The organism is Mesorhizobium sp. USDA 4413, from assembly GCF_056280365.1.
Genome location: NZ_JBVPRP010000001.1, coordinates 1,504,422 through 1,518,778 on the forward strand (window position 1 = coordinate 1,504,422; position 14,357 = coordinate 1,518,778).

Consider the following 14,357-nt stretch of genomic DNA (forward strand, 5'->3'; position numbering starts at 1 on the left):
CATGCCTGAAAAGACCAACAGAATTTCCTTCCAGGGCGAGCCCGGCGCCAATTCCGATACGGCCTGCCGCAACATGTTCCCGTCGATGGAGCCGTTGCCTTGCCCGACCTTCGAGGACGCCTTCAACGCCGTCGAGACCGGCAAGGCCGAGCTCGCCATGATTCCGATCGAGAACACCATCGCCGGCCGCGTCGCCGACATCCACCACCTGTTGCCGGAATCGAAGCTGCACATCGTCGGCGAATATTTCCTGCCGATCCACTTCCAGCTCATGGTGTTGCCGGGCGTGAAGCGTGAAGAGATCAAAACCGTGCACAGCCATATCCACGCGCTCGGCCAGTGCCGCAAATATATCCGCAAGAACGGCTGGAAGCCGGTGGTCGCCGGCGACACGGCGGGTTCGGCCAAGATGGTGTCGGAGGTCAAGGACCGCACCATGGCCGCGCTGGCGCCGGCGCTGGCCGCGGAACTCTACGGGCTCGACATCATCGAGAAGAATGTCGAGGACACCGATTCCAACGTCACCCGCTTTGTCGTCTTGACCAAGAACAAGCAATGGGTGGAGCGCCCCGCGCCGGACGCCAAGATGATGACGACCTTCATCTTCCGCGTCCGCAACGTGCCTGCCGCGCTCTATAAGGCCATGGGCGGCTTCGCAACCAACGGCATCAACATGACCAAGCTCGAGAGCTACCAGTTAGGGGCCTTCACCGCGACGCTGTTCTATGCCGACATCGAGGGCCACCCGGACGATCCGCTGGTCAAGCTGGCACTGGATGAACTGCGCTTCTTCTCGCGCGAAATGCGCATCCTCGGCGTCTATCCGGCCAGCGCCTCGCGCGAGCAGTGGAAGGTGGCGGATTAGCGCCAGCCCAATTCAGGTCAGGCCGAGCCGAAAATGATGGCATCCGAGAGCCGGAGCGGAGCGTACTTGAAGTACGTGAGCACCGGAAGCGCAGGACGCCGTCATTTGCAGGCCGGCCTCACCTGAATTTTCAGCCGAACCCCAGCGGCACGTAGTCGATTTCCATGAACTTTTCCACCTCGGGCACCCAGCGGTCGCGCACGAAGGCGACGTGGTCGGGGTGCTCGTTGTAGCGAGTGTAGGCCGCCTGGTCGGCGAACTCCACCGAGAAGCCGAACTGGTAGTCGTTCTTGGGGCTCACTTGCCGCAGCTGCTCGAAATGCGCCACACCCTTGATCCCGGTCAGGATATTCTTCGCGTCGTGCAGGAAGCGCTTCGTCTCCAGCGACTGCGGCGGATGCTTCAAAGTGAACACGACGGTATGACGGATCATTCTTCTGCTCCTATTCGCTGTCGACCCAGGCGCGGATGAGGTGATGAGCGATCGCCCCTTTCGGTGGTGTGATCAAGCCGCCGGCATGCTGCCTCTCCAGCATCCTGCGCACTTCTTCGCGGAAGAACCAGCGGCAGTCCTCGAGCTCGTTGAGATCGGCCTGGATATCCTCGTTGAGCGGCTCGCCGAAGCAGCCGATCATCAGCGAATACGGGAACGGCCAGGGCTGGCTGGCATGGTAGACGACGCGGCCGAGCCGGATGCCGGCCTCTTCCAGCGTCTCGCGGCGCACCGCCGCCTCGATCGTCTCGCCCGGCTCGATGAAGCCGGCAAGCGCCGAATACATGCCCGGCGCGAAATGCCGGCCGCGCCCGAGCAGGCACTTTTCGCGCGTCACAGTCAGCATGATTGCCACCGGGTCGGTGCGCGGAAAGTGATCGGTGCCGCAGGAAGGGCAATGGCGCCGGTAGCCGCCGGCGCGCATCTCCGAGCGGTTGCCGCATTTCGAGCAGAAGGCGTGGCTGGCGTGCCAGGCAAGCAGCGCCGCTCCTTGCGCCAGCGCGCCGGCGGCCGCCTCGTCGATCAGCCCCTGCATATGGACCGAGCGGTAATCGATCGCCTTGACCGTCTCGGGCAGCTTTTCCGGCTCGACGCCGGCAGGCACCGCCAGCACGGGGCCTTCCTCGGAAAAGCCGAGCAGCACGCCCTGGCCGAGCGAAGGCTCGAAGGCCTGGCTCTCATCCGCCTTGAACCACGGGTCGAACGTGCCGTTCTCCAATTTGAGGTAAAGCCGGCCGGCATGCATCAGCATCAGCCGCGCGGACCGGTCGGCCAGCGCCTTCTCGACCGCGTCGTCGGCGCGGTTCTCGGACTGCCGGTCAATCCGGTTGCCGGCGAAACCGACGAATTGACTCGGTTCGCGCAAGGGCGCGTCAAACAGGCGAAAGCTCATGGGGACTCGGGCGGGCTGAGGGACACGGGGGACGCTGAATGGACACCGGTCAGCTTATAGCGCCGCCTTGATCGTTTCGGCAAACCGCCTGATGTCGGAGCGCTGATAAGGCTCGCGTATGCCGTGCCCCCAGACCGGTCCCGGCCAGCCGGGATCGCCCTCGGAGCGGGCCACGACATGGACATGCAGCTGGCGCACGATGTTGCCCAAGGCGCCGGTGTTGATCTTGGTGCAGCCGGTCACCCGCTTCAGCGCCTGCGCCACCATATTGGTTTCGAAGGTCAGCATCGCCTGGTCTAGCGGCGTCATCTCGTGGATTTCCTCGACGCCCGGCCGCTGCGGCACCAGCACCAGCCATGGCCAGCGCCGGTCGTTCATCAATCTGAGTTCGCAAAGGCCAAGCCACATAAGCTGCTCGCTGTCCGCCTCCAATCGGGCGTCCAGCGTGAAACCGGCCTTGAGGCCAGGCAGCATGGGCGTTTCCTTTGTTTTTTGCAGCATGCTTCAAACCAAGGGACGCTAGAGCGGCGGCAAGGTGGCTGCAAGCGATTCATTGATCGCTCTTGCCAATTTGAAGGACTTTCCAATCGCGTTATGGCCGCAGCTTGCGGCGCCGCCCTTGCATTTCGCTGCCGAATTGCCGATATGGAGCGCGGGAGGTTGGTGGTGGACGATCCACTCGCCAACCGGGTCAGGTCCGGAAGGAAGCAGCCCTAACGAGCCCGGAACGGGTCATTGTTCCAGCCTCCCACCTCTTCGCCTTTCTCCCGCGACATTGACGGCGCCGAGCCGTGCGGGCGAGATTATGCGCAGGAATCGGCCGCCCTCCGTCGCGGTCCTGGGAGCTTTTGACGGCGAATGAGCGAAGCCGGAAATTTGGGGCCAGAGAGCCTGGAGACCGGTAAGGCCGGCGCCTACCGCGTCCTGGCGCGCAAATATCGCCCCTCGAATTTCTCCGAGCTGATCGGCCAGGAGCCGATGGTGCGCACGCTGACCAACGCCTTCGCCACCGGTCGCATCGCCCAGGCATGGATGCTGACCGGCGTGCGCGGTGTCGGCAAGACGACGACCGCGCGCATTCTCGCGCGAGCCTTGAACTACAAAACGGCGACCATCGACCAGCCCTCCGTCGACCTTTCGATCCCCGGTGAGCATTGCCAGGCGATCATGGAAGGCCGCCATGTCGATGTCATCGAGATGGACGCAGCCTCGCATACCGGCATCGATGATATCAGGGACATCATCGACCGCGTGCGCTACGCGCCGGTCTCGGCACGCTACAAAGTCTACATCATCGACGAAGTGCACATGCTCTCCACCCAGGCCTTCAACGGCCTGCTGAAGACGCTTGAAGAGCCGCCGCCGCACGTTAAATTCATCTTCGCCACCACCGAGATCCGCAAGGTGCCGATCACGGTCCTGTCGCGCTGCCAGCGCTTCGATTTGCGGCGCATCGATGCCGGCGCGCTTGTCGGGCATCTGTCCTCGATCGCCGCCAAGGAAGGCATTGCCGTCGATGACGAGGCCCTGGCGATGATCGCCCGCGCCGCCGAAGGCTCGGCGCGCGATTCGCTGTCTATCCTCGACCAGGCGATCGCCCACGGCAGCGGCACCGTCAGCGCCGACGCGGTACGTGCCATGCTGGGTCTCGCCGACCGCGCCCGCATTATCGACCTGTTCGAGCATGTCATGAAAGGCGACGTCGCGGCGGCGCTCGCCGAGTTCCGCGCGCAATACGACACCGGCGCCGATCCGGCCGCCGTGCTCACCGATCTTGCCGAGTTCAACCACCTCGTCACCCGCCTGCGCTTCGTGCCGTCGGCGGCCGATGACGCTTCGCTTTCCGAGGACGAGCGCCGGCGCGGTGCCGAATTCGCCGGCACGCTTTCGGTGCGCGTGCTGTCGCGGACCTGGCAGATGCTCTTGAAGGGCATTCCCGAGGTGCAGTCCTCTAACCGCCCGGTCAGCGCCGGCGAAATGGTGCTGATCAGGCTGGCGCATGCCGCCGACCTGCCAACGCTGGATGAGGCGCTGAAATCGCTGGAAGGCGCGGGACCGCTGCCGAATGGCGTCCCGCGCGCCAATGGCGCACCGGCAAATCCAGGCAATGGCGTAGGCCCCAGCGCCGTGGCGCAGGCGCGGATGCCCGGTTCAAATGGCGGTGCGCAGACCATGCGCCTGGTCGAAGCGCAGCCGGCACCCGTCGCCTTTGTCCCGGCGCCGGAGCCGGTAGCCGAAACCCCTGTCGTTCCGGTCAAATCGCTGGCCGACATCGTCGCACTTGCCGACGCCAATCGCGACATAGCCTTCAAGGTGCTGTTGAAACGCTGCGTGCGGCCGGTGCGCATCGAGCCCGGCCGCCTCGACGTCACCCTGACCGACGACGCGCCCAAGATGCTGCTCAACGACATGACCTCCAAGCTGCGTGCCTGGACCGGCCGCAACTGGCTGGTGTCGCTGTCGAAGGAAGAGGGCGGCCAGACATTGGCCGAGATGGAGACGACGAAACGCGAGAACGCCTTCTCCGACGCCAAGAGCGATCCGACCGTCGCCGCCATTCTCGCCCGCTTCCCTGGGGCCAAGATCATCGACGTGCGCATTCCGGATGTGCCGGACGTGGAAGAGGCGGAGGCGGAAGTGCCTGTCGAGCCGGCAGCCGACGACGACGAAATCTGAAACAATCTTAGAGGACCACCCGATGAAAGATCTTCTCGGCCTGATGGGCAAGGCGAAGGAAATGCAGGCCAAGTTCCAGGCCATGCAGGACGAGATCGCCACGCTTGAAGCCACCGGCCAGGCCGGTGGCGGCCTGGTCAGCATCACGCTCACCGGCAAGTTCGAAATGAAGGCGCTGAAGATCGATCCGTCTTTGATCAAGGCTGACGAAGCCGAGATCTTGGAGGACCTCATCCTGGCCGCCCACAATGACGCCAAAAATAAGGTCGAGCAGGTGATGCAGGAGAAGACCAAGGCCTTGACGGCAGGCTTGCCGATTCCGCCCGGAATGAAATTGCCGTTCTGAGGCGGCCTGCAACAGTTAATTGATTATGAACGGAAATTGAGCCCGGGCGGCAATATTAACCATTTTGCCGGCAATGCTCACGGGCTCATTTCGCGACATTCATAAAGTTTTACCCAAGTCCAGAAGTTGCTAACCCTCTAGCCATCTTTTTGCCCGAAAGAGTCTCATTCCTGCCACATCTCGGGGCGGGCTGGCATCTGGACATGAGGCTTTTTTGGTGATCGCGACGCGATGGAAGACGCCGCTGCTGCTCATCGGCATCGTCACTTCCCCCTTGCCCCTGGCCGGTTGCAGCCAGACCACTTCCTCCCATGGCATGTCGGTGTCGGGTCTGACCGACGCGCTCACGCCGAGCTTCCTCAGCTCGCGCTCCTACAAATATTCGATGAAGGACAAGGAATGCCTGCAAAGGGCGATGTTCTTCGAGTCCAACCGGTCGAGCCGCGACGGCATGATCGCTGTCGGCACGGTCGTGATGAACCGGCTGCGTTCGGGCCAGCATGGCAACACCATCTGCGAGGTCGTCGGCGAGAAGGGCCAGTTCGCGCCCGGCGTGCTGACGCGGCCGATGAACTCCAGGGCGCTGCCCGACGTCGAGGAAGCCGCGGACGCGGTGCTGAAGGGCGAGCGCAAGGCCAAGCTCAAGAACACCATGTATTTCCACACTGCCGGCCTGCGCTTCCCTTACAAGAACATGCATTACACCATGGTGGCCGGCGGCAACGCCTTCTATGAAAAGCGCGGCCGCAACTGGCAGCCGCTGCCGGACGAGCCGATGGTCGCCATGGCGTCCGACAAACAGCAGAAGATCGACCCAACCGCTCCCGTGCTGGTGGCTTCCGCCGAGCCGGTGGTCAAGACGATCGTGCGGCCGGATCCGGCCAAGCAGGCGGCGATGAATGCGGCCGAACCGACGCTTCCGGCCAAGGCGGCAATCGTTCCGGCCGAGGCGACCTATGTGACGGCCGCTGCCGCCCCGTCGCAGAAATCCAGCCGCCTCGCGCAGAAGCCGACGGTCGTGGCGATGCAGGAGCCGATGGCCGAGCCGGACGCCTCGCGTTTCGGCGGCACGCTCAAGGGCCGCTACATCACTTCGGTGCCCAGCGCACCGCAGGAAGCGGCGATGGGCTTCGAGTCGACGCCTGAGAACACCGACGCCATCGGCGCGATGATCGTCAGCCAGAATCGGCCGCTCGAAACCAACTGAACCAATTGCATCCAACGGGGCCTGCCATGGCAGCATGGCGGGCCCCGTGTCGTTGCGGCTGTTCCAAACTGCCTGGAAAAATCCTAGATCAAGGCGATGTCGAAGAGAATCGCCGGTCCGGAAATCGAACGCCTGATCCAGCTCCTGGCCAAGGTGCCAGGGCTCGGGCCGCGCTCGGCGCGGCGCGCCGCGCTTCATCTCATCAAGAAGAAGGAGCAGCTGCTCGAACCTTTGGCCGCCGCCATGGGCGAGGCGGTCGACAAGGTCCGCATCTGCTCGACCTGTGGCAATGTCGACACCTCCGACCCTTGCATGATCTGCACCGACCCGCGTCGTGACGCCGGCACGCTGATCGTCGTCGAGGACGTCTCGGACCTCTGGGCACTGGAGCGCGCGGCCGCCATGAATGTGCGCTATCACGTGCTCGGCGGCACGCTGTCGCCGCTCGACGGCATCGGTCCGGATCAGCTCAACATCCGCTCGCTGGTCGATCGGGTCGCCAGCGGCGAGGTGAAGGAAGTCGTCCTCGCCGTGAACGCGACGGTCGAGGGCCAGACGACGGCACATTATCTGACCGACCAGTTGTCGGGCTTCGAGGTCAAGGTCACGCGGCTCGCGCATGGCGTGCCGGTCGGCGGCGAGCTCGATTATCTCGACGAAGGCACGCTGGCGGCGGCGCTGCGGTCGAGGACGGCGTTTTGAGGGGATCGGGGAGGGGGCTCGTGACAGACGTTTTTCCTCGAAAGGCTGTACTCCGTGTGAAGGAACGCCAGCATTTCAGGCAGGCTATTCTTTCCTTCCTCGCGGCACTTCTCGCTCTCCTCCTCACCCTCCCCGCCCACACCGCTCCCATCGACGACCAGTTCCAGGCCTGGCTTCAAACCGACCTCTGGCCGGAAGCCAAGTCCAAAGGCATCTCGAAAAAGACCTTCGATGCCGCCTTCCTCGGGGTGAAGCCGAACCTCAAACTGCCGGATCTCGTCATGCCCCGCGAGAAACCGACGACGCCGCAAAAGCAGCATCAGGCCGAGTTCGGCCCGCCCGCCGACTATTTCGCCGAGAAGACCATCCGTGCCGTCACCACGGGCGGGCGCACACGCGAGAGCGCCAACGCCCGGGCGCTCGGACTGATCGAGAAGCGCTACGGCGTGCCGGGCGAGATCGTGCTGGCGATCTGGGGTCGCGAGACCGGCTTCGGCGCGGCCAAGATGCCTTATGACGCCTTCGAGGTTCTGGGCACCAAGGCGTTCATGTCGACCAAGAAAGACTTCTTCCGCACCGAGGTGCTGGCGGCGCTCGAAATCGTCGAGCGCGGGCTGGCGCCCGTCAACGCGATGAAATCGTCCTGGGCCGGCGCGCTCGGTCAGCCGCAATTCATGCCGACATCCTTCCTCAAGCACGCCGTCGACTTCGACGGCGACGGCCGGCCCGACATCTGGAATTCGACGCCCGACGTGCTCGCTTCGATCGCCAACTACCTCGTCCATTATGGCTGGGTAAGGGGGCGCGGCTGGGGCACCGAGGTGACGGTTCCGGCTAACGTCTCCTGCTCGCTCGAAGGGCCGGACCAAGGCAGGAAGATTTCCGATTGGGTGGCGATGGGCATCCGGCGCGTCGACGGCAAGGCGTTTGCGCCGAGCGAATTGAAGGCCGAGGGTTTCCTGCTGATGCCGGCCGGGCGCAGCGGCCCGGCCTTCCTCGTTACGCCGAATTTCTATGTACTCAAGCAATACAACAACAGCGATCTCTACGGCCTGTTCATCGGCCATGCCGCCGACCGCATCGCCAGGGGCGACGCCACCTTTGCCGGCACTTGGGGCGCGGTCGGCGACCTGCACCGCTCCGACATCGCCGCGCTGCAGCGCGCGCTCGAGGCCAAGGGCTACGATGTCGGCAGCGCCGATGGCCTGCCGGGCTTCAAGACCCGCCGTTCGATCGGGGTCTGGCAGGCCAAGAACGGCAGGCCCGCCACCTGCTTTCCCGATGGGGGGTTGGTTGCGCAGCTGAAATAGCGGCTGCCTCCAAGCTACCGACCCTGGTACATTTTTGCGGATCGGCGGCTTCAATTAGCCGGCGCATGCGTCGACTCATGGCGGCCCGCCCAGTCCGATATTGCGTCTGGCAAAAATGCCCGTTGCCGGTTCGAGAACCGCTGAATAGGGTGTTGACCAACTGGACAAAAAACACGACGGTGAGCGGTCAAAGCCGCAGCCGGCCTTGCAAAGAACGATACAGCCCTGAGCCGGGAACTCAGGTCAACAAGACAGGGAACGATCACCATGATGCTGGAAAAACTTGCTCTCCGCTCTCGCGCCTTGCTTGCGGGGGCCGCGCTGTCCGCGCTGCTTGTCGCGCCTGCTTTCGCGGTCACGCCCGCTGATACGCTGGTCGAGGGCTTTGCCATCGACGACATCATCTCGATGGACCCGGGTGAGGCGTTCGAGCTGTCGACGGCCGAAGTCACCGGCAACACCTATGATCTTTTGGTCCGCCTCGACCTCAGCGACACCTCCAAGGTCAAGGGCGACCTTGCCGAGAGCTGGAGCGTTTCCGACAACGGCCTGACCTACACCTTCAAGCTCAAGCCCGGCATGAAATTCGCGTCCGGCAACCCGATCACCGCGGCCGATGTCGCCTATTCCTTCGAACGCGCCATCAAGCTCGACAAGAGCCCGGCCTTCATCATCAACCAGTTCGGCATCACCGGCGACAACGTCACCGAAAAGGCCAAGGCCGTCGACGACACCACCTTCCAGTTCGTGGTCGACAAGGCCTACGCGCCGAGCTTCGTGCTCAACTGCCTGTCGGCCACCGTCGCTTCGGTTGTCGACTCGAAGCTGGTCAAGGAGCATGTCGCCGCCGTCACGCCGAGCGCCGACTACAAATGGGACAACGACTTCGGCAATGCCTGGCTGAAAACCGGCTATGCCGGCTCGGGGCCGTACAAGCTGCGCGAATGGCGCGCCAACGAGGCCGTCGTGCTGGAGCGCAACGACAATTACAATGGCGAGAAGGCCAAGCTCGCCCGCGTCATCTACCGCAACATGAAGGAAAGCTCGGCGCAGCGCCTGGCGCTTGAGGCCGGTGACATCGACGTCGCCCGCAACCTCGAGCCGAACGATCTCGACGCCATCGCCAAGAACGCCGATCTCACCACCACCAGCGCGCCGAAGGGCACGGTCTATTACATCAGCCTCAACCAGAAGAACCCGAACCTCGCCAAGCCGGAGGTGCGCCAGGCGTTCAAATATCTGATCGACTATGACGCGATGGCCTCGACCATCCTCAAGGGCATCGGCGAGATTCACCAGTCCTTCCTGCCCAAGGGCGATCTCGGCGCGATCGACGAAAACCCGTTCAAGCTCGACATCGCAAAGGCGAAGGAACTGCTCGCCAAGGCCGGCCTGCCGGACGGCTTCAAGGTCACCATGGATGTGCGCACCGGGCAGCCGACCACCGGCATGGCGGAATCGATCCAGCAGACGCTTGGCCAGGCCGGCATCAAGCTGGAGATCATTCCGGGCGACGGTAAGCAGACGCTGACCAAATATCGCGCTCGCAACCACGACATCTATATCGGCAACTGGGGCCAGGACTATTTCGATCCCAACTCCAATGCCCAGACCTTCGCTTCGAACCCGGACAATTCCGACAACGCCAAGATCAAGACGCTCGCCTGGCGCAATGCCTGGGATATTCCGGACCTGACCAAGGAGACTGAGGCGGCCCTGCTGGAGAAGGATGCGGCCAAGCGCGCCGACATGTACAAGGACCTGCAGCAGAAAATCCTCGACACCAGCCCCTTCGTCATCATCCACCAGCAGCTGGAAGTGGCCGGGCTGCGCAAGAACCTCCAGGGCTTCAAGCTCGGCCCGAGCTTCGACACCAACTTCGTCTGGGCGGTCTCGAAGCAGTAACCCCGGGCGCGACGCGTGAGCGTAGCTGAAAACCAGGCGGCGGCCGGGCGCGGCAGCGCCCGCGCCGTCGCTGTCCTGTCGTCGCTCGGCCGCTTCCTGGTCATCGCGGTGACGACCTATCTCGGTCTTCTCGCGGTGACCTTCTTCATCGGCCGCGTGATCCCGATCGATCCGGTTCTGGCCGTTCTCGGCGACCGCGCGCCGACCGCCGTCGTCGAGCGCACACGCCGCGAAATGGGGCTCGATTTGCCATGGATCGAGCAGTTCTACCTCTATGTCAAAGCAGCACTGAGGGGCGACTTCGGCACGTCGGTGCTGACCACCAATCCGGTGATGTCCGATATCCGCCGCGTCTTCCCGGCGACCATCGAGCTGGCAACCCTGGGCACGCTGATCGGTGCCGTCATCGGCGTGCCGCTGGGGGTGCTGGCGGCCGTCAAGCGCGGCAGCCTGATCGACCAGGTCGCCCGCATCGTCGGCCTCATCGGCTATTCCGTGCCGATCTTCTGGCTAGGGCTGCTCGGGTTGGTGCTATTCTATGCCAAGCTGCAATGGATCGCCTTCCCGGCGCGGCTCGACGTCGTCTACGAATACACGTTCACGCCGATCACCGGCTTCTACCTGCTCGATGCCGCGATCCAGGGGCAGTGGGACGTCTTCTACGACGCCTGGCGTCACATCGTCCTGCCGGCGGCGCTGCTCGGCTATCTGTCGCTCGCCTATATCAGCCGCATGACCCGCTCCTTCATGCTGAACGAGCTGGCGCAGGAATATATCGTCGCGGCGCGCGCCAAGGGCCTGCCGGAACGGCGCATCATCTGGGGCCACGCGCTGCGCAACGCCGCCGTGCCGATGGTGACGGTGATCGCGCTTTCCTACGCCAACCTGCTCGAAGGCTCGGTGCTGACCGAGACCGTCTTCTCATGGCCGGGCATCGGCCTCTACATCACCAACTCGCTGCAGAACGCTGACATGAACGCAGTGCTCGGAGGCACCATCGCCATCGGCTCGGTCTTCATCGCCATCAATCTCCTGTCCGATCTGCTCTACCGGCTGCTCGATCCAAGGACGAAAGCCGGATGAGCGGAGCTATCGCACTTTCCGGCTCGGCTGCGGCCGAGCACCCCCACTCCGGCCCTTCGGGCCACCTCTCCCCCTGCCCGGGGGAGAGGAAAAGCCGGTCGCACACTTGGCGCCTTTCCTCTCCCCCGTCGAACGAGGTGGTCTGCGAAGCAGACCGGAGTGGGGGTCGACACCTTCAACAGGCATTGTCATGACCGCCTCCGACGCCGGCTCTCTCTCCCGTCGAGCGTGGTTGCTCAGCGACCGGCCGGCCTCGCGCCTGCAGGCAAGGCTCGGCCGCGCCTATGTCGCCTGGCGGCGCTTCTCCGCCAATCGGCTGGCGCTGGTCGGCATGCTGATCATCATCGCGCTGCTGGTGGTCGCCGCCTTTGCCGATGTGCTGGCGCCCTATTCGCCGACCGTGGGCGATCTCAAGAACGCGCGCCTGCTGCCACCGGGCGCCGCGCACTGGTTCGGCACCGACGACCTCGGCCGCGACATCTATTCGCGCATCGTCTACGGCGCGCGCTGGACGCTTTATGTGGTGATCCTCGTCGCCATCATCGCCGCGCCCATCGGCCTGCTGGTCGGCACGATTGCCGGCTATGCCGGCGGCTGGACCGACACGATCCTGATGCGCATCACCGATATCTTCCTCGCCTTTCCGAAGCTGGTGCTGGCGCTGGCTTTCGTGGCGGCGCTCGGCCCCGGCATCGAGAACGCCGTGCTGGCGATCGCCATCACCTCCTGGCCGCCATACGCGCGCATCGCGCGCGCCGAAACGCTGACGGTGCGCAATTCGGATTACATCAAGGCGGTGCAGTTGATGGGCGCGTCGCCCTTCCGCATCGTCCTGCGTCATATCATGCCGCTCTGCATCTCCTCGCTGATCATCCGCGCGACGCTCGACATGGCAGGCATCATTCTCACCGCCGCCGGCCTCGGCTTCCTCGGCCTCGGCGCGCAGCCGCCGCTGCCCGAATGGGGCGCGATGATCGCGTCCGGCCGCCGCTTCATCCTCGACCAATGGTGGGTTGCCGCAGCCCCTGGTGCGGCCATCCTCATCGTCAGCCTCGGCTTCAACCTGCTCGGCGACGGCCTGCGCGACGCGCTCGATCCCCGGAGCGGCGACCAATGAGTGGCGAGACGCTCCTCGACGTTGACGATCTGCGCGTCACTTTTCCGACCCGCACCGGCCTCGTGCAAGCCGTACGCGGCGTTTCGTTTTCGCTCGGCCGCGAGCGGTTGGGCATCGTCGGCGAGAGCGGCTCCGGCAAGTCGCAGACCGGCCGCGCCATCATGGGGCTCACCCCGCCGCAGGCCGAAGTGTCGGCGAAGAAGCTCGCCTTCGACGGCATCGATCTTTTGTCAATATCGCCGCGTGAGCGCCGGGCGCTGCGGGGAAACCGCATCGCCATGATCCTGCAGGATCCGAAATATTCGCTCGATCCGGTGATGACCATCGGCCGCCAGATCGTCGAGACGCTGCGCACGCACGAAAAAGTCTCCAAGGCCGAGGCGCGCGAGCGCGCTTTAGCCATGCTGCAGGTGGTGCAGATCCGCGACCCCGCCCGCGTCTTCGACCTTTATCCGCACGAGGTCTCGGGCGGCATGGGCCAGCGCGCCATGATCGCCATGATGCTGGTCACCGGACCCGAGCTGATGATCGCCGATGAACCGACCTCGGCGCTCGACGTCACCGTGCAGCTCGACGTGCTCAAGATCCTCGACAAGCTTGTCGCCGAGCGCGGGATGGGCCTGATCTTCATCTCGCACGACCTGCGCCTGGTCTCCTCCTTCTGCGACCGGGTCGTCGTCATGTATGCCGGCAAGGTCGTCGAACAGATCAAGGCGTCCGAGCTGCGCGATGCCCGGCACCCCTACACGCGCGGCCTGCTCAACTGCATGCCGAGGATCGGCTTCGAGCGCCATCCGCTGCCGGTGCTCGACCGTAAGCCGGAGTGGGCGGCATGACGGCTGCGATCGCCATCGACGGGCTGGAAGTGATCTTCGACCGCTTTCGCGCGCTGAAGGGCGTCAGCCTTGAGGTGAGAGAGGGCGAATCCTACGGCCTCGTCGGCGAAAGCGGTTCCGGCAAATCGACGCTGCTGAGGGCCATCACCGGCCTCGCGCCTGTTGCTTCGGGCACCATCGCCGTCAATGGCAAGAGGCTTGGCAAGACGCGCGACAAGGCCTTCTACCGCGATGTGCAAATGGTGTTCCAGGATCCCTACGGTTCGCTCCATCCGCGCCAGACGGTCGACCGCCTGCTGCAGGAGCCGCTCGCGATCCACGGCATTGCCGACGGCGAGAAGCGCATCGAGCGCGCGCTGGACGAGGTCGGCCTCGGCAAGGGCTTCCGCTTTCGCTATGCGCACCAGCTCTCGGGCGGCCAGCGCCAGCGTGTCGCCATTGCACGTGCGCTGATCCTCGAACCCTCGATCCTTTTGCTGGACGAGCCGACCTCGGCGCTCGACGCCTCGGTGCAGGCGGAGGTGCTGAACCTGCTGGAAGAAGTCCGTCGCCGCCGCAAGCTCACCTTCCTGATGGTCAGTCACGACCTCGCCATCATCACCCATATGTGCGAGCGGCTGATGGTGATGCGGAATGGCGAGGCGGTGGAGACGCTGACCGCGAGCCAACTGATCGGCCATCGTGTCGGCGAGGACTATACGCGTAATTTGCTCAGAGCCAGCGAGGGGTTTGTGAGGGTGTAGCTCTGCAGGTAGTGTTCCGTCACCCCCTCTGTCCTGCCGGACATCCCCCCGCAAGGGGGAGATCAGCAGTTCTTGCGGTCCGCTCTATATCCTGCAACGTTGGTGATCGGCGAAACCCGCCGAGCGCTCAATCTTCCCCCTTGCGCGGGAGATGGCCGGTAGGCAAGAGGGGGTCTGAAGGA

Annotated in this window: 14 protein-coding genes and 1 other RNA gene; 12 read left to right on the forward strand and 3 right to left on the reverse strand. The window is 64.3% G+C overall.

The window, feature by feature from the left end:
- The first annotated feature begins 1 nt into the window (after nt 1).
- On the forward strand, nt 2-865 hold the full coding sequence (locus ACVMIM_RS07440; RefSeq protein WP_476111414.1) for a prephenate dehydratase: 864 nt from the start codon (nt 2-4) through the stop codon (nt 863-865).
- A 130-nt stretch (nt 866-995) separates the two neighbouring features.
- Here ACVMIM_RS07440 and ACVMIM_RS07445 read toward each other — a convergent pair whose 3' ends face one another.
- From ACVMIM_RS07445 to ACVMIM_RS07455, 3 genes are read right to left on the reverse strand one after another with little or no spacing between them, the layout of a single operon-like run.
- Nucleotides 996-1,298 (reverse strand): Dabb family protein, encoded by a 303-nt coding sequence (locus tag ACVMIM_RS07445; RefSeq protein WP_476111415.1) that lies wholly within the window; start codon nt 1,296-1,298, stop codon nt 996-998.
- Between the two features lie 10 nt (nt 1,299-1,308).
- Complete coding sequence (gene nudC / locus ACVMIM_RS07450) at nt 1,309-2,250, reverse strand: NAD(+) diphosphatase (protein ID WP_476111416.1); 942 nt, start codon at nt 2,248-2,250, stop codon at nt 1,309-1,311.
- A gap of 54 nt (nt 2,251-2,304) precedes the next feature.
- A complete protein-coding gene (locus ACVMIM_RS07455; RefSeq protein WP_040994488.1) occupies nt 2,305-2,724 on the reverse strand; it encodes an HIT domain-containing protein in 420 nt (139 codons plus the stop codon).
- A 181-nt stretch (nt 2,725-2,905) separates the two neighbouring features.
- Here ACVMIM_RS07455 and ffs point away from each other — a divergent pair.
- The 11 genes from ffs to ACVMIM_RS07510 all read left to right on the forward strand — a co-directional run bounded on the left by ffs (nt 2,906) and on the right by ACVMIM_RS07510 (nt 14,175).
- Nucleotides 2,906-3,002: signal recognition particle sRNA small type (ffs, locus tag ACVMIM_RS07460), an RNA gene on the forward strand.
- A 106-nt stretch (nt 3,003-3,108) separates the two neighbouring features.
- Nucleotides 3,109-4,926 carry a DNA polymerase III subunit gamma/tau gene (locus tag ACVMIM_RS07465; protein WP_476111417.1) on the forward strand — a complete coding sequence of 606 codons (1,818 nt, stop codon included), beginning with the start codon at nt 3,109-3,111 and terminating at the stop codon, nt 4,924-4,926.
- A 22-nt stretch (nt 4,927-4,948) separates the two neighbouring features.
- Nucleotides 4,949-5,272 carry a YbaB/EbfC family nucleoid-associated protein gene (locus ACVMIM_RS07470; RefSeq protein ID WP_040993963.1) on the forward strand — a complete coding sequence of 108 codons (324 nt, stop codon included), beginning with the start codon at nt 4,949-4,951 and terminating at the stop codon, nt 5,270-5,272.
- Between the two features lie 217 nt (nt 5,273-5,489).
- The gene (locus tag ACVMIM_RS07475; protein ID WP_476111418.1) at nt 5,490-6,479 is read left to right on the forward strand and encodes a cell wall hydrolase; all 990 of its coding nucleotides are present in this window, start codon (nt 5,490-5,492) and stop codon (nt 6,477-6,479) included.
- A gap of 96 nt (nt 6,480-6,575) precedes the next feature.
- On the forward strand, nt 6,576-7,181 hold the full coding sequence (gene recR, locus ACVMIM_RS07480) for a recombination mediator RecR (RefSeq protein ID WP_476111419.1): 606 nt from the start codon (nt 6,576-6,578) through the stop codon (nt 7,179-7,181).
- A gap of 56 nt (nt 7,182-7,237) precedes the next feature.
- Nucleotides 7,238-8,491, forward strand: coding sequence for a lytic murein transglycosylase (locus tag ACVMIM_RS07485; protein ID WP_476111420.1), 1,254 nt, complete (start codon nt 7,238-7,240; stop codon nt 8,489-8,491).
- Nucleotides 8,492-8,761: 270 nt separating this feature from the next.
- Entirely contained in the window at nt 8,762-10,396 is a 1,635-nt protein-coding gene (locus ACVMIM_RS07490) for an ABC transporter substrate-binding protein (RefSeq protein ID WP_476117130.1), read from the forward strand.
- A 15-nt stretch (nt 10,397-10,411) separates the two neighbouring features.
- Nucleotides 10,412-11,479 carry an ABC transporter permease gene (locus ACVMIM_RS07495; protein WP_476111421.1) on the forward strand — a complete coding sequence of 356 codons (1,068 nt, stop codon included), beginning with the start codon at nt 10,412-10,414 and terminating at the stop codon, nt 11,477-11,479.
- A 190-nt stretch (nt 11,480-11,669) separates the two neighbouring features.
- On the forward strand, nt 11,670-12,596 hold the full coding sequence (gene nikC / locus ACVMIM_RS07500) for a nickel transporter permease (protein WP_476111422.1): 927 nt from the start codon (nt 11,670-11,672) through the stop codon (nt 12,594-12,596).
- On the forward strand, nt 12,593-13,432 hold the full coding sequence (locus ACVMIM_RS07505; protein WP_476111423.1) for an ABC transporter ATP-binding protein: 840 nt from the start codon (nt 12,593-12,595) through the stop codon (nt 13,430-13,432). The genes nikC and ACVMIM_RS07505 overlap by 4 nt, the downstream gene beginning before the upstream one ends.
- The gene (locus tag ACVMIM_RS07510; protein WP_476111424.1) at nt 13,429-14,175 is read left to right on the forward strand and encodes an ABC transporter ATP-binding protein; all 747 of its coding nucleotides are present in this window, start codon (nt 13,429-13,431) and stop codon (nt 14,173-14,175) included. Before ACVMIM_RS07505 ends, ACVMIM_RS07510 begins: the two co-directional genes overlap by 4 nt.
- The last annotated feature ends 182 nt before the right edge of the window (nt 14,176-14,357 follow it).